This is a genomic window from Prochlorococcus sp. MIT 0604 (assembly GCF_000757845.1).
GTDB lineage: Bacteria > Cyanobacteriota > Cyanobacteriia > PCC-6307 > Cyanobiaceae > Prochlorococcus_A.
Genome location: NZ_CP007753.1, coordinates 114,565 through 133,378 on the forward strand (window position 1 = coordinate 114,565; position 18,814 = coordinate 133,378).

Below are 18,814 nucleotides of genomic sequence, written 5' to 3' on the forward strand. Positions count from 1 at the left end.
ATTTATAAGTTTGATGACCATTCTATTTCCGATCATATATTCCGCGGCCTTAACTTATTTAGTCTGGAAAGCATTTAAAGTTATGTCTAATGGTTGGGGTATTTCCGATAATCAAAAAAAAAGTTTCGGTACTTCCAGTTTTAAACAAAAAAAGTACACAATACATCCAGAACTTTTAGATAAATCAGGAAACATAACAGAAGAGGAGCTATTAACAGTAAGATTTTCGAATGATAATGACTCTACATTAGAAGAAAAAGGTTCAACAACTGATTAATCAAATTACATCTAAGGAAAAAAATTGGAATTAAGAACTAAAATTGTTTCATCTGTAATAAGATCCCTCAAGTTACCACCAAGATTTCGTTTAAAAATGGTTAAAGAAGATCCTGTAAGACTTGAACTAAGTCTTACTCCTTCTTACGGTAAAAATCCAGTTATTGTTGGTTTAGTTGAATCTTTAGATTTAGTCGCTCGAAGAGATAGAGAAGGTAGATTACCCAGAGATCTTCAAGGGACTTGGGACTGGACTGTAAGACATGGAAAAGTTAGTACTGGAGGTTGGAATCCAATGTTAAAAGATGCATTGCAAACAATGTTTGATACAGGATTGCCAGCTATCGTTTATGAAGAATTGACTGGAGATGAGTATCGACCTGTTGACGGTGTAAGACACATTAAATAAATAATTTATTATTTATCATAAATTCTTCCTTAAAACGTTAAAATGATTTGATGTACGATTCAGTTAATTATGAATAATGACAATCAACCAAGATTTGGCTTTGTAAATTTTGCAGAGACTTGGAATGGTCGTATGGCAATGATGGGTATTTTGATTGGTCTTGGTACTGAATTAATTACAGGACAAAGTATTCTTCGACAAATTGGAATCGGTTAATATTTTACTTTACTTCTTCTGCTTTCACTTCAATGGTACTTTCACTAGGCTTTTTATCTAATTGATTAATCCTACTTATATTTTCTAAATTTGCACCACAATTCATGCAGGTTTCACTCAAACCTAATGATATTGCACCACAATTACTACATGTATTAATTTTAGATTTATATGAGTTAAAACCTATAAACACTAAAACTAATAATAAAAGAGGAATTAAAAATAAAAGAAGTAGAATATTTCCAACAAAGCTAATGAAAAAGTTAAATCCAAAAATCGGAATAACGATAAGTATGATTAATGAGTAGGTCAGAAGATTTTTATTAGCTTTAAGAAAATAATTCATCTTGGTTATTCTTATTTATATTTTCTTTTTTTGTTTACTAAGGTCATACTAGCAATAACGACGCTCCAACACTGTCCAAAATATAAAATAACTCCCAATAGCCATACCCACAAAGTAAGTACAAGGAAACCTCCAATAAAACCATATGCTTGAAATCTTACTCCAAGTGAGAGAATACTTTTACTCACTGCTAGGTTCAAAGTGGTTAGGCCAATCCCAATAAGAAAAGATCCTGGTAAAAGTGGTTTCAATGGAACTTTTCTACTCGGTAAAAGTGCTTGCAATAATAGAGCCATTAAAGAAAAGCCAATTAGTGGTATTGCAAATTGACCAACTTGTAATAGCGGCAGCTTTAATAATAAATCAGAAATAAGATTATTAGATTGTGAAAGATTTTCTAAAACGTTACTTGGGATCATTCTAAGATTTGCACTAATTTGATCTAGTACCATTAAGAAACCAATAAAGAATACTATTAAGAAGGCTTCAACTCTATTTCGGAGAAACTTCGAAGCTTGTACTCTCCATGCAGCATTTACCTTTTTAGAAGGAATTTCGTCTTCCCAAAGCCTATCCGAACCTCTTTGAAGAGATAGATATGCATTTCCTGCTGTGAAAAGCAAAAACATAGCTCCTAAAATACCTGCCCCAAAACCTTGATCTATCAGATTAAATAATGTTGTTTCTACTAACTCAACTACTGAAGGAGGTAAAAGCTGAGCAGCAATAGCAATTATTTGTTGGTCTAATCCTTCTTGTTTTCCTAGAAACCATGAAGCTATTGAAAGAGAAATTAGAAGGATAGGAAAAAATGATTGAAGTGTGTAATATGCAAATGCAGCGCTTAAATCAACACAATCAGATTTGCTCCATCGCTCACAAGCTCCCCATAAACTTTTTAGTATCCATTTTGAACTTCTCTGCATATTAATTTTATTCAAATATTTTGTTTATTTACTTAATTTTTATTGTATCTGATTAAGAAATTTTTCAAGTAATTTTTTATTTATGATGCAACTATTTTGCTAATAATAAATTGCCCCATGGCTTTAAAATTTCAAATTTTTCAATAGATCTACAAGCGATTAACGGAAAATTAACATCGCTCAAGTCTTCTCCTGAAACTAAATTTAAAGGATCCGTTTCTAACCACTCTATAGAACAATTGAGTTCTTCTAATAACAGCCAGGCGGCTGCAATATCCCATATCTTAGGCGTTGATTCTATTGCTCCGAAAGTTTGTCCCATCGCTACACTCGTAAGATTTAAACTCGATACACCTAAGAGTCTGATTTTGCCAGGAAATACTGAGTTTGGTTTTTTTTGTAAAATTTTTATTGATCTACTACACAAAGAAATGCATTCACTTTGACGATTATTTTGGCTAGGATCAATTTTCTTGTTATTTAACCAAACCCCTTTCCCTTTAATGGATAAAAACTTTTTTTTCAATGTAGGAATTATTAAAAAAGAAGATTGTGGTTTACCATCAACGAACCTTGCTACAGATATAGACCAGTAAGGAATACCGGCAGCAAAATTTGTTGTCCCATCGAGTGGATCGACCACCCAATAAGCTTTTGAATTTGGAATTAACTTTTGCCCTTCTTCACTAAGGACGCCTTCACCTGGAGCTATTGAAGCTAAGCCATCTACGATTGTTTTGTCACTCCATAAATCACAACTTGTTAATAATGATCCATCTGCTTTATTGCTGGCGCTAATATTTCCAAAATCTTTTGTTTGACGTTGACTAACCAATTCAAATAAGGAATATAATTCACGTAGTTGCTTATTAGTTAAATTTGCTGGATTCATCTTTATATATTGCAAATAGAGTTTTTATCCTTAATTCTAGTATTATTACTACTCAAACAATTTTTACTTTTATCAAGGAAAGTTAATCTTTCTAATTCATCTATATTCAGATTGTAATTATATATTGCATTAATATTTTTTGATTTTGCATTACTTAATTCACTTTGCCTAACAAGAACATCTTTTAGAGTTGATATTCCGACATCATATCTAAGCCTGGAAAGCCTTACAGACTCTATGCTAGATTCAATTTCTTTAAGAGAAGAGATTATTTTTTCTTCATTTAATTTAAGATTTAAATAGGCTTTACTAATACTTGTGGTTAAAACATTTTTTAGATTTTCATAGGCATATTTTTCGGATTCTGCATCTGCAATTTTTGATTTATAGGAGTTTTTATTTTGTCCGCCATCAAAAATACTCCATGCAAAATTTAGACTTATGGTATTCGTATAATTAGATCCAGATTTTTCAGAGTCGATATTAGTTGCTAGAGAGTCACCCTTTGAAAATGTACTAGATAATGAATTACTGATATAGATATTTGGCTTATTTTGAGCTAAAAATCTCTCTGCTTGGCTCTTTTTGCTTGATTTTTGAAGAATAAGGTTTTGTAAGGAAAGATTTTTATCCAAACCCTCATTAATATTCTTATTCAATTTATGATTCCAAAACCCTATAAGATTTTGCTCTTTATTAGTTTCGAAATCTTCCTTAACATTAAGAATCTCTTTAAGAGAAATTTTATTAATTTCATGTTCTATTTTCTTTTCATTAAGTGATTGTTGATCTCGAGATAATTGAGCTTCTGCTTCAAGAACTTCAAATTTTGTACCAATTCCTGCATCTAGCTTCGCTTTAGCATTTTCTAAACTTGTAATTGATAAATCAAGTGTGAATTTTTTATTTTGAATATCTTGATATGACTTTTTGTATTTGTGATATCTGATTCTTGCTTCTTGAATTAAATCTTTTTTCTTAATCTCATAATTATTTTCTGCAATTTTGTAATTTGTTTTGGCAATTTTAATTTCAGATCCTCTTAGCGGGGCAATTACATCCCATTTAATATTCAGGGAGGGATTAGCCGTAAATTGTGATGTTTTTAAAGTAGGCGAATTGCTATTGTACTTTTTACCTGCGACATATTTTGGTAACCCATTGACTTGAAAATCCAAGGATGGGTATCTTTTGGCAATTTGACTGGAAAGATTAAAGCTTGCAGAGGCTACTAGGTTTTGTAATGATTTTAATTCTTGATTATTTAATACAAGGTTTTCTATTTCTTGATAATCAACAAAAGTAATATTTGATTTTTCTTCTAAAACATTATCAATGTTATTTTTTGTTTCGCTCGATAGAACATTAAAGGTATTCATACTAAGAGTAAGCGGTAAAAATAAGAAAGGATTTATTACTCTTCTAAGCATGTTTTATAGTTTCGAAAATATTCGATTAGCCAATCAAAGTATTAATAATATCATTTGAATCATCAAGAACGTGAATTTTAGTATTTATTTGATTCTCAACTTCTTGAATATTTTTATCATCTAAAAATAAATCAGTATTAATTTTTAACATAATAGATGGTATGTAAACAGCTTCTCCTAAATCCTTATTTTTCAGCCCGTAAATTAGATCTTCTCCAGTAAGAAGGCCTGTAACAACTTGATCTTGACCCCAATAAATACTTGGCAAACCATATAAATTAATTGTTAATCCATTAATTAAGTTTAATTTCTTAACTGTAGGAATTAGGGCTTCATAAACTAACTTACCAACAATCCAACTAACTTTTTTTGGCTTTTTTACTTTTTGGGGTAGGTTTTGAGTCTTCTCTCTTAATACTTCTAGAAAGTTTCTAATAGTCCCAACTCCATTAGATTCTTGTGGCATATTTTCGTAGGTTTTGTAACTAGGCAAATTTGTACCAGCAATTAAATACCATTCGTCTGCTAGCCAACAAAAACGAGTTCCAAGAGTATTTTGTAGAGAGGCTTGAATTCTCTCTACTTGTTTAATAGTTTTTTTTGCGTATTCTGGGCTTATTGATCGCAATCCATCATTTTCAGGTCTAAATTTTGTAAGTCCTACAGGAACTATTGCGACTGAAAGTACTGTTTGAGAGGTTTTTTTATAGAATTCAGCAAGTTCCAAAATTGATTTCTCAAGAATATTCCCATCATTTATATCTGGACAAACAACAATTTGAGCATGTATTTGAATAGAGTTTTTTTCAAACCACGAAATTTGATCAAGTATCACTCCTGCTTTTTTATTTTTTAATAATTTTTCTCTTGTATCGGGATCAGTAGCATGAACTGAAATAAAAAGTGGGGATAGTTTTTGCATAGCAATTCTTTCCCAGTCTTCTTTTTTTAAATTCGTAAGAGTTAAATAAGAGCCATATAGGAAACTTAATCTATAATCATCATCTTTTATATAAAGGCTTTTTCTTTTACCACTCGGCTGTTGATCAATAAAACAAAATGGACATCTATTATTGCATTGCTTTATTGAATCAAATAATGCATCTTTAAAATTTATACCTAAATTAACGTCTTGATCTTTTTCAATATTTATATTGTGAATCTCATGATTTTTATCTAAAACTGATATGTCTAAAATTTCTTCACTAATCAGAATCTGATAATCAATTAAATCTCTTGGTTTTTTCCCATTAATGCTAATAATTGAATCACCGGATTCAAATCCTATTTCTTCAGCAATAGAATTAGCTTCAACACTTTCAATTTCTGCGGGGTTTATTTTATAAGTAATATTAGGAACCAAAAGATCAGTGAGATCTTCCGTGTAATTAATTTCTTGCCACACAATTTAAGGCCAAATACTCTTATTTATATTTATTCTAAACTTATATATGACTCAAAGTGTATTAAATTCTTTTAAAAAACTAAATATAGGTGTGAAATTATGGCCCTTTGATTTATTAAAATATGGCATTCGCAGTTTTCTAAAACACGATTTAGATTAATTAAAATAAAATTTTTCATTGAAAGAATTAATTACAAAAAATTTAGAAGTAAAAGATAAATTCAACTATGAATCCCATAAGACAGTTGATTCATACGAAAATAGTTTTTTCTCAAATCCTATATCTTTAAGATTGTGGTCTTCTTTTTTTGTAATTTTACCTATTTTTGTTCAAGCCCCTTGGGTTAGATTAGAACCAATAAGTGCTCTTTGTTTTACTTTTGTTATTGTCTTAGTGGCAATTGTTTTGAATCAGAAAGGATCAAATAAGTGGTTTATTGTCAGTTCATTATTACTTGGAATATCAGGTAGTTGGCTTGGTGGATGTTTGTTCTGGGGATGGTTAAGCCCATTTCCTATCCTACACATACCTGTTGAAGCTGTAGTCCTCCCATTAGCTTTAATTGGATTAGGTACTAATTGGAAAATAGGTTCAAGTTTTTATATCTCTTCTTTATTTGGAACTGCAGTTACCGACATTACAATATTTTTGATCGGAATCATGGATCAATGGAAGCAGGTAATTACAGCAGATTCTGAAAATGCACCCATGATTCTTCAAAAAACTTCAGAGAGTCTTATTCAAATAAAATCATTATCTATTATCATTTTTGTTGCTCTTATACTTTGGTTTATTTCAAAAGAAATTTTAGATTCTGGCACAATTAATACTACTAGTGGTAAAGCACTCTTAGTTTCTGGTTACGTAATTCAAACTACATTAATTGTTGATGGTATTTTTATTCTTTTAGCAATTCTGCAACCAACTCTAAGTGGATTGGTTTAATGTTAAGACCTCCATTTTCGCAAGAACCGATACCTATAAATAATTGGGATGTAATCGTTATAGGTGCTGGAGCTGCTGGCCTTATGACTTGTCTTGAATTGCCCTCAAATTTAAAAGTGCTTCTTTTAAATAGAAATACTAGTAAGGTATCTTCCAGTAGATGGGCTCAAGGTGGAATTGCATCTGTTGTTAGACAAGATGATTCATTTGATCTGCATGCTGAGGATACTTTAAAAGCAGGTGATGGACTATGTGATTTTCAGGCTGTAGAAATGCTAGTTAAAGAAGCTCCAGGTTGTGTAGAAAGGTTGCAGAATTTAGGGATGATTTTTGATCAAAGTTCTGATCAACTAGCTACTACCTTGGAAGCAGCCCATTCACGAAGAAGAGTCTTACATGTTAAAGATCGTACTGGACGAGCATTAGTTGAAGTTCTAGAAGATCATATTGAGAATCAAAAAAATATTCTTCACTGCAGGGGTGTAAGAGTAACTGAACTTCTCATTCAAAATAAAGAATGTAGAGGAGTTCAGGTTCTTGATGGAGCAAATTTATATTGGATTAAATCTAGAGCTGTAGTTTTGGCTACAGGTGGGGGTGGGCACTTATTTACAAATACAACTAATCCTGCTCAATCCTCTGGTGAAGGGATTGCTCTTGCATGGAAAGCAGGAGCTGCTATCGAAGATTTAGAGTTCGTGCAATTTCATCCAACAGCTTTAAAATTTTATGGTGCACCTTGCTTCTTAATATCTGAGGCACTTAGAGGGGAAGGAGCGATCTTAGTTGATAAAAATGGTGAAAGTCCAGTTAAAAATCTTGAAAATCGTGATCTAGCTACTAGAGATCAGGTAAGTAGAGCAATTATGAAAAATATGCATGATAATAATGTAGACCATGTTGGCTTAGATCTTCGGTATATTGACCCAGAAAAAATTGTAGAGCGCTTCCCCACGATATTAAGTCGATGTCAGGATTATGGCGTTAACCCTTTAAATGAGGTTATCCCCGTAGCTCCTGCAGCTCATTATTGGATGGGAGGTGTTAAAACTGATTTAAATGCATCTTCAACAAGAAAAGGATTATATGCCGTTGGAGAAGTTGCTTCTACAGGTGTGCATGGTGCTAATAGACTGGCAAGTAATTCACTGATGGAGTGTCTTGTTTTCGCAAGAAAAATGTCTTCAATTGTTTTAAATGACCTTTCTAACTTTGAAAAATTTGATAGATCATTTCAAGAGTTTGATATTGAAGATCCTAAAGAAGATCAAATTTCTATAATTGCTGAAAAAATTGATGAACTAAGAAAACTATGTTGGTTAAATTTAGGTGTATCTCGAAATAAGGTAAATATGAGTAAATTTTTAAATTACATTCAAAATGATGTAGATAAATTAAATAAAAATGATTTACTAAATAGTCTTGAAAAAATAAAATTTGATCAAAAAATAAAACTCAGTGAACGTAATAGAAGAGCATTAAATCTTTTACTTGATTTAAAGAATAGACAAATAACCACCATAACTTTATTAAAAGCTTGTTTATTTAGAGAAGAAAGTAGAGGAGGGCATTATAGAGATGATTTTCCTGATAAAGATAAAAATTGGGAATGCCATACTAGACAACAGTTAGATCAAAAAATTCAAAAAAGATTTATTAAAAATTAAGATCTCCCTGATAGTCGGTTTTTGTTGCTAACTCATTTAAGTCACGCGTACCACTAATAATTTCTCCATTTATTTCCCAAGAAGGAAATCCACTGATTCCTTTATTTTGGCATAGCTCATACTCATTATCTTTACCATCTTTAGCACACTCAACTATTTTTAATTCTTTAACTGCTTCCTTACCAAATAATTGTTTTTGATCGTGGCAATGCGGGCACCAGTATGCACTATACATAACAATATTGTTTTCATTTAAAAATTTTGCAAACTTTACCTTCTGGGGAGAGCTTGAAGTGGTAATTATTGGCGATACATTATCAGTGGGATTTGCAACATCAATAGCATTAGAGGGGTCAACGTTTGTTGACCAAATTAGCCCCCCCAGCAGGACACTAATGGCTACAATGAAACCTCTAAAAATCATAGTTTCTCTACTTTCGAACTTTGCTCCAATCATAGAAATTATAAAGATAGAAAACGATAAAATTGCTGAAAGTATACAAAAAAAACAATATGCTTGAATCTTAAAAAACATTATGTTAATCAATAAAAAGCTAAATGTTGATGACGCACAAGAAATTAGAAATACTAACCACCATAAAAACTTATTTAGTTTTTCTTTTGGGGAAATTAAATTAAGCGAAAGTATTAGTGTGATACCTAATATTGATAAATATGTTATAAATCCAGCTAATGATAGAGGTATATTAACTTGATTATTTTCAAATAAAGTACCCCAAGGACTATTTAAAACTGTTTCACAACCATTTTTTATCCCTGGGCATGAAAGTGAAGTAAATAATCCCAAGTTTTTTAAAGTAATCGAACCTGTGTCAACTATGCCTATAGTGCTAAGAATTGCGATTATGATTTTTGGCCATTTCAAATCTTTTTTATTTCTTCTGTTTAAAGTCTTAAGGGCCATACAAAATGAAAGTTTGTTATTTACATTATCTATCCTAATATTATCTTGGCATGAGAGTTATATACGAAATGCTGTGTAAATCTTTTAATTCTTATTTTTCAAATTGTGAAACAAAATACTCTCAAAGTAAAAGAAAAAAAACTACCTAAGATTGCATTTAGTCATGTTGGTTGCGAGAAAAATCTTGTTGATACTGAACATATGCAAGGCTTATTAGATAATGAGGGTTATGAAGTTGACAGCAATATAAATGATGCAAATGTTGTTGTTGTAAATACTTGCAGTTTTATTGAAACAGCTAGAGAAGAATCTATTAGAAAAATTCTAGAATATACCAATCAAGGAAAGGAAGTAATAGTTGCAGGCTGTATGGCTCAGCATTTTAAAGATGAACTTCTAAAAGAAATACCTGAAATAAAAGCTTTGGTTGGAACAGGAGATTATCAAAAGATAGCAAAGGTTTTAGACAGAGTTAAAAAAGGTGAAATCGTTAATGAAGTTTCAAAAATACCGGAATTCATTGCAGATGAGGAAATACCTCGTTTTGTAGATAAAAACAAATTTGTTGCTTATCTTCGTATTGCCGAAGGCTGCAACTATAATTGCGCTTTTTGTATTATTCCTAAGTTGAGAGGTCCGCAAAGAAGTAGAACAATAGAATCTATAGTTTCAGAAGCAAAAAGTCTTGCAAAACAGGGTATTCAAGAAATTATATTAATTAGTCAAATAACAACTAATTATGGTCAAGATATTTATGGAAAACCATCATTAGCCAAACTTTTGAATGAGCTTTCTAAAGTTCCAATTCCTTGGATAAGGATACATTATGCTTATCCAACGGGTTTAACTAATGAAGTTATTAGAGCTTTTAAAGATTCAAAGAATATTGTGCCTTACTTTGATTTACCACTTCAGCATAGTCATCCAGATGTGTTGAAGAGTATGAATAGACCTTGGCAGGCTTCTCTGAATGAATCAATTTTGGAGAAAATTAGAGAAGAAATTCCATCTGCTGTATTAAGAACTAGTCTCATTGTTGGTTTCCCTGGAGAAAAGAAAGAACATTTTGAACATCTTCTCGATTTTTTGGATAGGCACAAATTTGATCATGTGGGAGTGTTTATTTTTTCTCCTGAGGAAGGAACTGCAGCTTTTCATTTGCCAAATAAAGTTTCCCTCGAGGTTGCAGAGGCAAGAAAAGATAACGTTATTTCAGTTCAACAAAATATCTCCAAAGATAAAAATCAGTCATATGTTGGTTCAAAAATGAAGATTTTGGTAGAAAAAATATCAGATAATAACGAATTAATAGGTCGGTCCTATAATTTTGCCCCTGAAATTGACGGAACAGTAATTTTATCTGTTAAGGATAAAATTGATTTGAAAAATTATATTGGTAAATTTGTTGAAGCAAATATTTCCTTTGCGGATGAATATGATTTATACGGCGAAATAGTATAATTTAGCCTAGATACATTTTAGAAATAAATCTATAACTGGCTTATTTACAATTAAAACTAGCGATCCGTAAGCAGATTAGATAAATTTATAGGATCGATAATATACATCCGTGCGGATGTCATTATTTTTGATTCTAATAGTTTTCAATGTACTGGAGAGTTTTAAATAAAACGCCTACTACGCCCACTACTAGCTAACTAAAAACTTTTGATTTATAAATATATACCGTGAAATAAAAAAACAAATAATTATTGTTTTCTCAAAATCCGTTTAGTAAATTTATATTTAAATCTTAAAAAGCATTGCAACTTCTATATTTATATTGTGATACTAATAAATATGATTTGTATGAGGAGACTATTAAAATTTTATAGTTTTTTAAATTAATTTAACCGCTCTTAAGAGCTTATCTAATGCGAAAGCAGCTCCAAACCCAAAACCAATAAATGCAAAATAGAAAATGATGTTCATTAATTTTTTTACTTTTATTTAATTTAACATCAGATGAAAAGATTAGATTTTTTCGTTTAATTTCTTAATCTTGGATATATGGTAATTTTTTGTATAAACATTCTTCTGCTTTTTGCAGTTCCCGGCCTAAATATAGAGCATGATCGAATCTGGTTATTAAGTCATTTCTTTCTTCAGTGATCAATATTCCAAGTTGTTTCGCACTAATACCTTTAAAAACTTCATTGCTAACTCTTTTATTTTGAGAGTCGCATTTAATTGGTTCATTTGTTTCTGGGTCAAGCGCATATCCGTCATCATTAATATTATTTAGAAAGTGCTCTAAAATTATTTTATTTTCTTCTAAATCTACTTTGATAATAAAATATCCGTTTGGATCTAAGTCTATATATCGGTTGGATAGATTATTATCAATCTTAATTTTTTCATCTAAACTTTTACTAGATTTCATTCTGAGAAGTTAATGGAAAACTATATTACTAATATAATCATTGTTAAAGCCGAATAATTTTTTATTTAAAGGGTATAGATTTATTTTCAAAAACAATCTCTATCTCGGTTTGTTTATTCACTTCATTTAGCCAAGGACTAATTATATTTTCCATATTTTTGTCAAACCACTTATGCATGCTAACGGTGCTTTTTGCAAAAAAACCTCTTCGTCTTTTATGTTTACCACCTGCTCCAGGATCAAACAAATGGATACTATTTTTTATTGCCCATTCAATTGGCTGGTAATAGCATAATTCAAAATGTAAATTAGATATTTCTTCTTGACTACCCCAATATCTACCCCATAAGTTACTTTGATTTTTAACGCACATAGACATAGCAAAAATTTCATTTGAATCATGTTTTGATGCACTAAAAAGTAAAAGATTTTTTTTATTATCAACCAGTGTTTCGAAAAATGTAGATGTTAGATATTTACTTCCCCAAACTCCCCACCTTGAACAATGCTGTTCATAAAAATTATGCATTTTTTTGAGGATTTCTTGGTTGATATTATCATCATTAAAAATTTCTACTTTAATATCTTGTTTAGTAATTGATTTCCTCTCTTTTTTTATATTTTTTCTCTGATTAGAGTTAAATCTAGAAAGAAAATCATCAAATGTTTTTTCTCCATTACTCCTCCATTCACTGCTAGAATTTATCCATTCATAGTATCCCAAAGATTTAAGATGGTTGCCCCAGCTTTCATCAATATATAAAAAATTACAACTTAGAATTTTATTTGTAATCGCAAAGCTTTCGATATGGTTTATAAGTAAATTTGTAATTTCTTTCTTGTCTTTATTTTTTTTATAAAGAAATTGATATCCATTTACAGGACTATAAGGACTCATTCCAATTAATTTAGGGTAATAATTTAAATTCAGCTCTTGTGCCAATCTTGCAAATGATTGGTCAAAAATGAATTCTCCATAGCTATGATTTTTTAAAAAAAGTGGGGCAATTCCTAATATCTCTTCATTTTTAGACGCAACAAAATATAGTGGTTGCCAGCCAGTTTCTCTTGAAACACTTTTTGATATCTCAAGGTTTTTAATCCAAGTCCATTCATAAAATGGATTATTAATTTCATTTGCTAATTCATTCCATATCTCCTTGGAGATTTCCTTAATTGACAATTTGACTTCAACTTTATGTATTGTTTGGTTCATTTATTATTGAATATATTTTAAATTTTTTTGTAATGAATATGGATTTCATTATTCATTAAATTTTTCATTGATTTTATTTCCCATAGTCTTTCGAGATTAAAAATAGCATTCGTTTGTTCTAGAGGGATCCATGTATATCTCCCTCCAATAATTCGTGGAATTATTGTAATTTTTATATCTGTTATAAGATCCTCTTTTATAAATGAATTTATAAGTTTTGCACCTCCTAAAAGAGCTAAATCATTTATCCCTTGTTTTTTGAGTGAAATTAAAGTTTTTTTCCATGAATCTTCGAAAAAGAGTTCTTTTTCGAATTGATTATTCGACGAATTATCAACTTTACTTGAGCTTATTAGCCATCTTCTAATTGGTTGACGAAAGTATTTCCAATTACTATTAAATTTTTTGCTATTTGATGCAACTATAGAAATTGGTTGGCTTTTTGATATATTTACTTCGTCATTATCAATGACATTTTTAACTAGGTAAGTTGATTGATGAGCTATTAAAGTACCTAAACCAAAAATGGTGGCGTCAACCATTGATAAGTTTTGATTTAATATTTTTTTATCTTCATCGCTTCCAAGATGAGATTCTCCACCTCCAGGAAATGCAATTCTCCCATCAAGACTTGATGCTATAACAATTATTACTCTTGGGATACTCAAGTTTGCGTGACTAAACTATTTTCAAATTTCAACTTCAATGAATTGGTTAACTTTTGATCAACATAAATTTCTGCAGCATTATTTGGGCTCTCCTGGAGTCTTATTTTGTGTAATGTTGCACCAAGTTGATGTATTGGTTTTTTAAGAATATCAGAAATATATAAAGCTATATTTTCAGCAGTTGGAACACAATTATGGAAAAATTCGATGTCTTTATTAAGAAAAGTATGATCTAGTTGTTCAACAACTAAATCGTTAATTATCTCTTGGAGGGCAGATAAGTCGCAAACCATTCCTGTTCTTTTATCAATGTCTCCTTTTACAGTTATATCGACAAGATAGTTATGACCATGTCCATTGACTCTGGCACATTTTCCATAGATTTTTTTATTTTCATCAAAGGATATCTCTTCTTTTGCAAGTCTATGAGCGGCTGCAAAATGAGTTTGTACTGTTAAAAATGCTTCCATGTTTTTTCCAAAATAATCTGCCCATAAATTTGGGTTTTCATAAAGTCTTAGACTTGTAAGAGGTAAATCATCCTTTAGACGACTCCAAATGACCTTTACCAATGCTTCAGTTGTGGGAAGTATACCCTCTTGATTATTAACATTAAATTCAGGCCAGACATCATTTAAAAAACGAAAATCTAATTGTCCAGTAACCTTATCTTTAATAGAGTGTTTTACATCAGAGAGATTAAGCACCATTCCATCAGAGTCTAGTTCTCCACCCATTGAAACAATAAGTTCATAATTATGACCATGACCTGGTGCAATACTGCACTTTCCAAAAAGAGATAAATTTTCTTTTGGGCTTTTTTCAGGAAGCCAATAACGGTGACTAGAACTAAAGCAGGCACGTCGAGTTATGACGCATTCACGTCCTTTTCCATGTAATGGTTTGGATTGTGTAGAAGTCATACCTGTCTGCGATAATACTATCTTAAGGTTTTAAACACGCTTTTGTCTTTATGGACCAATCCATTATCGAAAAAACACTTCATACTATTAAGGGCAGAAGCATATTTTTAATAGGAATGATGGGTTGTGGTAAGTCACAAACAGGTTTGAAGCTAGCTGAATTATTGAAGTATAAATACATTGATTTAGATTCTTTAATAGAGAAGTTGGCACAAAAATCTATCAATCAAATTTTTAATGATGAAGGAGAAGATAATTTTCGTGAATTAGAAGCAAACTGCCTTAAAGAAACTATCAAAATTCCTTCATTAGTAATCTCAACTGGGGGAGGAATAGTTACCAAATCGGAAAATTGGGGAATCTTAAGACAGGGAATAATTGCTTGGATAGATCTCGACAAAGATATAGCAATTGAAAGATTGAAAAATGAAATTGAAAATAGGCCACTTCTTCAGGGAAAGAATCTAAATGATATATATATGAGCATTTTTCAATCTAGAGAAAATTTGTATTCTCAAGCAGATTTAAGAATTCAAGTAAAAAAAGAAAATATTGAAGAAGTTGCTATGAAAATAATTAATGCAATTCATAAAGAAATAATTAGTTAATCTGGTTCAATTCTTACTGCAAACCATTTGATAACGTATCCTAATTTTATTTCTAATTCATAAGTGCTTTCCAAAAATTCTTCAAAAAATTCCTGATCAGGATCTTCTATATTTTGATATATTGTTTGTGTTTCTGTCTTACTAAGCCAATTCTTCAACCATAAAATTGCTTCTTGCTTTGATACAATTTTTTCTTTTGAATCTGGCTCTAATAATACATAATGATCTGAAGCTCTTATTAGTGGATTTGACATAATGAAAATTCTTCTTGGATTAATTCTTTGCTTGATTATTCAAGTAATTTTTATAGAAAGTTCTTTTTCTCTAGTAAATTCTAACGTACGAGAGTTTTTGGAAAATCGTGTAAATAAATGGCCAGAATTATATTTGCCAAATTTTAAATTATCTGATACTTCTAAGGATTTAATTTATCCTAAATGGTTTGAGGGGAATTGGCTTGTCACTTCTCAAGATATAGTTAATGATTCAGAAGAGCCAGTTATTTATAAAGTAAATTTCTTTAAAAATGATTCAGATTTAATTGTTGGAAATCGTGCAAAAAATTCTGAATCTATTGGAAAAGCAATATTTGGTGAAACCTTAATCAAGGTTGTAAATGATCCTCAATCTATTAATAATCAAATTATTTATTTAAAAGATGATTTTTATATCGATTCAAGAATTACAGGGCGAAATCAGATCCAAGATGATGATATTTTTTTCGCAGATGAACTTGTTATACAAACAGCACATAAACCAGGAGCTTCAAGGATTAATCAGGTAGAGACCATTAGTAAATTTCAAAAATGTTCCGAAGAAATATTGGAAGTTGATAATTCAATAAAACCATCAATTTGTGGCGTGCAATATGTTGCTTCTTATGGTTCAAAAGTTGGTGATACTTCTATTCATGCTATAAAAACAAATAAATATAAATTGAAGTTTGAATTTATTGAGAGTGAGCACTAAAAAGATACTCTTCTAAGTTGTTCCTCCAAATGAAAAGATTTTCTAAATAAGGGTTGTTTATGTATTCTTGGCTCCCCTCTCCTGAAAGAATTGGTCCTGCAGACTTTGGAAATTTAAGAAGGGATAATTGAGCAGCAATTGAAATATCTGCAATTGATAAACTATCTCCAACTAAATATTTCTTGTTGATCAAGGATTTTGATAAAGCTTCCAGTAATTTTTGGAGTTCTAAATTATCTTTAGAAGACAAAACTACATTAGAAATTTTACTAAGATTTTCAAAAGGTAATTTATCAACAATACTTTTAACTGAAGAAGGTATTTCATCTGGAAGTAATGCAGTTCTTAGCCGTGGATTTTCTATCGCAGATTTTATTAAAGCTTTTCTACAAGTTGTAGCCATTGTAGTATCTGCCCAGTCTTCAATAAGTTTGGATTGTGCAAATAATATTGGATCCTCCGGAAAAAGTGGATTGTGTTCATTTTTTTTATCTATATATTCGCAAATAGTTGAAGAGTCATTAATAACTTGATCATTACTATCGACTATTACAGGTACTTGTTTTTGACCTGATAATTTAAAGATTTCAAATTGGCCAATTCCAGGTGTTACTTCTTCAACTCGATATTGTAGTTTTTTTGCATGAAGAGCCATTCTTGTTTTTAAACAAAAAGCACTATGCCTAAATTGATATAATGTAATCATGCTGTTTAATGTTTGTTAAAACTTAGCTAAAAAAGTAATCTATTTGTGGAGCTGATGGGCGAATTTTTCTCTAATGTTGCGAGATATCCAAAGTATTTGATATCTATCATTGTTGGGGGACTTGTTGCTTTGCTTGAACCTTTATTCAAGAATAGATCAAATCCACTCACAATAGTAGGTTTGATATCCTCTGTCTTAAGTGCTTTCATAACTGTTTATTTTGTCTTGCAAGCGATGACAAACCCAATAAATTTACAACCATAATGCCAAATAATTACCGTCTTGCAAAAGTTTCTTCTCTTTTGAAGAAAGAAATAACCCTTATTTTGCAGAATGATTTAGAAAATGATCTTATTAGAGATTATTTCGTCAATATTTCTAAGATTGATTTATCAGGTGATTTGCAACACTGTAAAATTTACATAAATTCAACTGCTCAAGAGAAAGTGAGGAAAGAGATTGTTGAAAACTTGAATACTGCTAAAAGCTCTATAAGGCATAGTTTAGGAAAAAGAATTGAGATGAGAAGAGTTCCAGAGATAATTTTTAAAGACGACGTTGTTCTTGATAAAGGATTATCAGTCTTGAAACTTCTCGATGAATTAAAAAATCAAAATCAAAATCACAATGTTGAGGATAAGGATGCCAAAAGTTGATCTACCTCTTGATCAAAGAAATATAATTATTACTCGATCAAAAGAAGGGATATTGGATATAAAAAAGATATTCACAAGCAAGGGTGCTAATGTATTTGATTTACCTGCAATAAGTATTGCTGATCCTGATGATTTGAATCCTCTTGACGAAGCATTAAATCAAATAAATGATTTTCATTGGATTATTTTTTCCAGTAGTAATGGGATCAAATTTGTGGATAAAAGACTTAGATACTTTAATAGTTCATTAAAAGAATGTTCTAAAAAAACAAAAATCGCCGTAGTCGGAGAAAAAACCTCAAAAACTCTTGAAGATTTTGGGATTAAGGCTGATTTCATACCTCCAGAATTTGTTGCGGAAAGTTTAATTGATAATTTCCCAGTATCTGGTTACGGACTTCGAGTTTTTGTACCAAGAGTTCAAACAGGTGGTAGGGATTTAATTGCAGATCAATTTAGAAAGGCTGGTTCTCGTGTATTTGAGGTTGCTGCATATGAAACTAGATGTCCTGAATCAATTCCAGAAGAAACAATTGATATTATTTCTAATCGAAAAGTCGATGCAATTATTTTCTCAAGCGGTAAAACCGTAGTAAATGCTGCTTTTTTACTAGAAAAAAAACTTGGTAAACAATGGTTAGAATATTTTGATCAAATTAAGTTACTAACTATTGGACCTCAGACAACAAAAATATGTAACAAGATTTTTGGAAGAGTTGATAGTCAGGCAAAAAAATATACTTTTGAAGGACTACTAGATGTAGCAATTAATATTTTTAATTAGAAAAATTTTTTGTATAGTTCTTTTCAACTAAATCTTTGAACCTATCAATATTGGCCTGTAATTCGTTTGTAACCATTTTGCCTAAAATATTTTCTTCCATAAACCGAGCAATCATTTTTGGTAGTTCATAAGTTATTGCTAAATTTACCGTTGTTATTTCATCAGTTTTACTTTCGAAAACTACTGATCCCTCAGTTGGTAAACCTCCTATTGATTTCCATTTAAGTTTGCTTTTTTCAACCCTTTCAGTAATTTGAGCTTTCCATTTAAACCTAAAGCCATTTGCAGCTAAAGTCCATTCTGTTAAATCTGGTAACGTATTAGTTTCTTCGTCAACTGTTTTTACAGATTCAATCCAGCTCATCCAAAGTGACATAGAGTCCAAATCGCTCCATGTGTCCCATACATTTTCAAGAGGCGCATTAACAACTGTTATTACGTCATGTTTTAACCAAGTACCCAT

Annotated in this window: 24 protein-coding genes; 11 read left to right on the plus strand and 13 right to left on the minus strand. The window is 30.7% G+C overall.

The features are described from left to right. The first annotated feature begins 13 nt into the window (after positions 1-13). The 3 genes from EW14_RS00535 (at position 14) to EW14_RS00545 (ending at position 901) form a co-directional block, all read left to right on the plus strand. Entirely contained in the window at positions 14-277 is a 264-nt protein-coding gene (locus EW14_RS00535; RefSeq protein WP_042849579.1) for a DUF2973 domain-containing protein, read from the plus strand. A gap of 24 nt (positions 278-301) precedes the next feature. Then, positions 302-685 (plus strand): hypothetical protein, encoded by a 384-nt coding sequence (locus tag EW14_RS00540; protein WP_042849580.1) that lies wholly within the window; start codon positions 302-304, stop codon positions 683-685. A gap of 69 nt (positions 686-754) precedes the next feature. Beyond that, positions 755-901 (plus strand): high light inducible protein, encoded by a 147-nt coding sequence (locus EW14_RS00545; RefSeq protein ID WP_012006908.1) that lies wholly within the window; start codon positions 755-757, stop codon positions 899-901. A gap of 4 nt (positions 902-905) precedes the next feature. On the opposite strand, the gene EW14_RS00550 is transcribed toward EW14_RS00545, so the two are convergent. From EW14_RS00550 to EW14_RS00570, 5 genes are all read right to left on the minus strand, one after another. Further along, positions 906-1,247 (minus strand): hypothetical protein, encoded by a 342-nt coding sequence (locus EW14_RS00550; RefSeq protein WP_042849581.1) that lies wholly within the window; start codon positions 1,245-1,247, stop codon positions 906-908. 11 nt (positions 1,248-1,258) lie between these two features. Continuing rightward, a complete protein-coding gene (locus EW14_RS00555; RefSeq protein ID WP_042849582.1) occupies positions 1,259-2,173 on the minus strand; it encodes a YihY/virulence factor BrkB family protein in 915 nt (304 codons plus the stop codon). 91 nt (positions 2,174-2,264) lie between these two features. Next, positions 2,265-3,065 (minus strand): inositol monophosphatase family protein, encoded by an 801-nt coding sequence (locus EW14_RS00560; RefSeq protein ID WP_042849583.1) that lies wholly within the window; start codon positions 3,063-3,065, stop codon positions 2,265-2,267. A 2-nt stretch (positions 3,066-3,067) separates the two neighbouring features. Continuing rightward, entirely contained in the window at positions 3,068-4,495 is a 1,428-nt protein-coding gene (locus tag EW14_RS00565; RefSeq protein WP_042849584.1) for a TolC family protein, read from the minus strand. A 25-nt stretch (positions 4,496-4,520) separates the two neighbouring features. Next, positions 4,521-5,900, minus strand: coding sequence for a TIGR03279 family radical SAM protein (locus EW14_RS00570; protein ID WP_042849585.1), 1,380 nt, complete (start codon positions 5,898-5,900; stop codon positions 4,521-4,523). A gap of 178 nt (positions 5,901-6,078) precedes the next feature. Here EW14_RS00570 and EW14_RS00575 point away from each other — a divergent pair, with 178 nt between their 5' ends. Both EW14_RS00575 and nadB read left to right on the plus strand, forming a co-directional pair. Continuing rightward, positions 6,079-6,846 carry a DUF3120 domain-containing protein gene (locus EW14_RS00575; protein WP_042849586.1) on the plus strand — a complete coding sequence of 256 codons (768 nt, stop codon included), beginning with the start codon at positions 6,079-6,081 and terminating at the stop codon, positions 6,844-6,846. Continuing rightward, positions 6,846-8,513 (plus strand): L-aspartate oxidase, encoded by a 1,668-nt coding sequence (gene nadB / locus EW14_RS00580; protein ID WP_042849587.1) that lies wholly within the window; start codon positions 6,846-6,848, stop codon positions 8,511-8,513. Before EW14_RS00575 ends, nadB begins: the two co-directional genes overlap by 1 nt. Here the strand turns inward: nadB and EW14_RS00585 are convergent. Further along, positions 8,503-9,438 (minus strand): vitamin K epoxide reductase family protein, encoded by a 936-nt coding sequence (locus tag EW14_RS00585; RefSeq protein WP_042849588.1) that lies wholly within the window; start codon positions 9,436-9,438, stop codon positions 8,503-8,505. The genes nadB and EW14_RS00585 overlap by 11 nt on opposite strands. 105 nt (positions 9,439-9,543) lie before the next feature. Here EW14_RS00585 and rimO point away from each other — a divergent pair, with 105 nt between their 5' ends. Beyond that, positions 9,544-10,899, plus strand: a complete 1,356-nt coding sequence (gene rimO, locus EW14_RS00590) for a 30S ribosomal protein S12 methylthiotransferase RimO (RefSeq protein WP_042849589.1) — start codon at positions 9,544-9,546, stop codon at positions 10,897-10,899. A 535-nt stretch (positions 10,900-11,434) separates the two neighbouring features. On the opposite strand, the gene EW14_RS00600 is transcribed toward rimO, so the two are convergent. The 4 genes from EW14_RS00600 to EW14_RS00615 all read right to left on the minus strand — a co-directional run bounded on the left by EW14_RS00600 (position 11,435) and on the right by EW14_RS00615 (position 14,628). Continuing rightward, the gene (locus EW14_RS00600) at positions 11,435-11,821 is read right to left on the minus strand and encodes a DUF4346 domain-containing protein (RefSeq protein WP_042849590.1); all 387 of its coding nucleotides are present in this window, start codon (positions 11,819-11,821) and stop codon (positions 11,435-11,437) included. Positions 11,822-11,882: 61 nt separating this feature from the next. Next, positions 11,883-13,037, minus strand: coding sequence for a GNAT family N-acetyltransferase (locus EW14_RS00605; RefSeq protein WP_042849591.1), 1,155 nt, complete (start codon positions 13,035-13,037; stop codon positions 11,883-11,885). Between the two features lie 17 nt (positions 13,038-13,054). Further along, positions 13,055-13,705, minus strand: a complete 651-nt coding sequence (locus tag EW14_RS00610; RefSeq protein ID WP_042849592.1) for a dihydrofolate reductase family protein — start codon at positions 13,703-13,705, stop codon at positions 13,055-13,057. Further along, positions 13,702-14,628 carry a 6-carboxytetrahydropterin synthase gene (locus EW14_RS00615; protein WP_042849594.1) on the minus strand — a complete coding sequence of 309 codons (927 nt, stop codon included), beginning with the start codon at positions 14,626-14,628 and terminating at the stop codon, positions 13,702-13,704. The genes EW14_RS00610 and EW14_RS00615 overlap by 4 nt, the downstream gene beginning before the upstream one ends. A 50-nt stretch (positions 14,629-14,678) precedes the next feature. On the opposite strand from EW14_RS00615, the gene EW14_RS00620 reads away from it, so the two are divergent. Next, the gene (locus EW14_RS00620; protein WP_042849595.1) at positions 14,679-15,236 is read left to right on the plus strand and encodes a shikimate kinase; all 558 of its coding nucleotides are present in this window, start codon (positions 14,679-14,681) and stop codon (positions 15,234-15,236) included. Here EW14_RS00620 and EW14_RS00625 read toward each other — a convergent pair. After that, positions 15,233-15,490 carry a chlororespiratory reduction protein 7 gene (locus tag EW14_RS00625; RefSeq protein WP_042849597.1) on the minus strand — a complete coding sequence of 86 codons (258 nt, stop codon included), beginning with the start codon at positions 15,488-15,490 and terminating at the stop codon, positions 15,233-15,235. The two genes, EW14_RS00620 and EW14_RS00625, sit on opposite strands and share 4 nt — an antisense overlap. A gap of 1 nt (position 15,491) precedes the next feature. Between EW14_RS00625 and EW14_RS00630 the strand changes: the two genes are divergently transcribed. Beyond that, positions 15,492-16,205, plus strand: a complete 714-nt coding sequence (locus EW14_RS00630) for a DUF6816 family protein (protein WP_042849598.1) — start codon at positions 15,492-15,494, stop codon at positions 16,203-16,205. Here EW14_RS00630 and EW14_RS00635 read toward each other — a convergent pair. Beyond that, on the minus strand, positions 16,186-16,911 hold the full coding sequence (locus EW14_RS00635; protein ID WP_042849600.1) for a glutathione S-transferase family protein: 726 nt from the start codon (positions 16,909-16,911) through the stop codon (positions 16,186-16,188). The two genes, EW14_RS00630 and EW14_RS00635, sit on opposite strands and share 20 nt — an antisense overlap. Before the next feature lie 54 nt (positions 16,912-16,965). Here EW14_RS00635 and EW14_RS00640 point away from each other — a divergent pair, with 54 nt between their 5' ends. The 3 genes from EW14_RS00640 to EW14_RS00650 are packed head-to-tail and all read left to right on the plus strand — an operon-like array spanning position 16,966 to position 18,351. Beyond that, positions 16,966-17,175: a DUF751 family protein gene (locus EW14_RS00640; protein ID WP_002806502.1), complete on the plus strand. Its 210-nt coding sequence runs from the start codon at positions 16,966-16,968 to the stop codon at positions 17,173-17,175. Then, complete coding sequence (gene rbfA / locus EW14_RS00645) at positions 17,175-17,567, plus strand: 30S ribosome-binding factor RbfA (protein ID WP_042849601.1); 393 nt, start codon at positions 17,175-17,177, stop codon at positions 17,565-17,567. Before EW14_RS00640 ends, rbfA begins: the two co-directional genes overlap by 1 nt. Continuing rightward, a complete protein-coding gene (locus EW14_RS00650; protein WP_042849602.1) occupies positions 17,554-18,351 on the plus strand; it encodes a uroporphyrinogen-III synthase in 798 nt (265 codons plus the stop codon). The genes rbfA and EW14_RS00650 overlap by 14 nt, the downstream gene beginning before the upstream one ends. Here EW14_RS00650 and EW14_RS00655 read toward each other — a convergent pair. Further along, on the minus strand, positions 18,344-18,814 hold the full coding sequence (locus EW14_RS00655) for an SRPBCC family protein (RefSeq protein ID WP_042849603.1): 471 nt from the start codon (positions 18,812-18,814) through the stop codon (positions 18,344-18,346). The genes EW14_RS00650 and EW14_RS00655 overlap by 8 nt on opposite strands.

Bases quoted from the DNA above. Each gene is read 5' to 3' on its own strand.
- EW14_RS00640 (WP_002806502.1), top strand. From the start codon at position 16,966: ATGGGCGAATTTTTCTCTAATGTTGCGAGATATCCAAAGTATTTGATA.
- EW14_RS00565 (WP_042849584.1), bottom strand. From the start codon at position 4,495: ATGCTTAGAAGAGTAATAAATCCTTTCTTATTTTTACCGCTTACTCTT.
- EW14_RS00625 (WP_042849597.1), bottom strand. From the start codon at position 15,490: ATGTCAAATCCACTAATAAGAGCTTCAGATCATTATGTATTATTAGAG.
- nadB (WP_042849587.1), top strand. From the start codon at position 6,846: ATGTTAAGACCTCCATTTTCGCAAGAACCGATACCTATAAATAATTGG.
- EW14_RS00605 (WP_042849591.1), bottom strand. From the start codon at position 13,037: ATGAACCAAACAATACATAAAGTTGAAGTCAAATTGTCAATTAAGGAA.
- EW14_RS00550 (WP_042849581.1), bottom strand. From the start codon at position 1,247: ATGAATTATTTTCTTAAAGCTAATAAAAATCTTCTGACCTACTCATTA.
- EW14_RS00650 (WP_042849602.1), top strand. From the start codon at position 17,554: ATGCCAAAAGTTGATCTACCTCTTGATCAAAGAAATATAATTATTACT.
- EW14_RS00555 (WP_042849582.1), bottom strand. From the start codon at position 2,173: ATGCAGAGAAGTTCAAAATGGATACTAAAAAGTTTATGGGGAGCTTGT.
- EW14_RS00655 (WP_042849603.1), bottom strand. From the start codon at position 18,814: ATGGGTACTTGGTTAAAACATGACGTAATAACAGTTGTTAATGCGCCT.
- EW14_RS00630 (WP_042849598.1), top strand. From the start codon at position 15,492: ATGAAAATTCTTCTTGGATTAATTCTTTGCTTGATTATTCAAGTAATT.
- EW14_RS00620 (WP_042849595.1), top strand. From the start codon at position 14,679: ATGGACCAATCCATTATCGAAAAAACACTTCATACTATTAAGGGCAGA.
- EW14_RS00615 (WP_042849594.1), bottom strand. From the start codon at position 14,628: ATGACTTCTACACAATCCAAACCATTACATGGAAAAGGACGTGAATGC.
- EW14_RS00585 (WP_042849588.1), bottom strand. From the start codon at position 9,438: ATGGCCCTTAAGACTTTAAACAGAAGAAATAAAAAAGATTTGAAATGG.
- rbfA (WP_042849601.1), top strand. From the start codon at position 17,175: ATGCCAAATAATTACCGTCTTGCAAAAGTTTCTTCTCTTTTGAAGAAA.
- EW14_RS00535 (WP_042849579.1), top strand. From the start codon at position 14: ATGACCATTCTATTTCCGATCATATATTCCGCGGCCTTAACTTATTTA.
- EW14_RS00545 (WP_012006908.1), top strand. From the start codon at position 755: ATGAATAATGACAATCAACCAAGATTTGGCTTTGTAAATTTTGCAGAG.
- EW14_RS00560 (WP_042849583.1), bottom strand. From the start codon at position 3,065: ATGAATCCAGCAAATTTAACTAATAAGCAACTACGTGAATTATATTCC.
- EW14_RS00635 (WP_042849600.1), bottom strand. From the start codon at position 16,911: ATGATTACATTATATCAATTTAGGCATAGTGCTTTTTGTTTAAAAACA.
- EW14_RS00600 (WP_042849590.1), bottom strand. From the start codon at position 11,821: ATGAAATCTAGTAAAAGTTTAGATGAAAAAATTAAGATTGATAATAAT.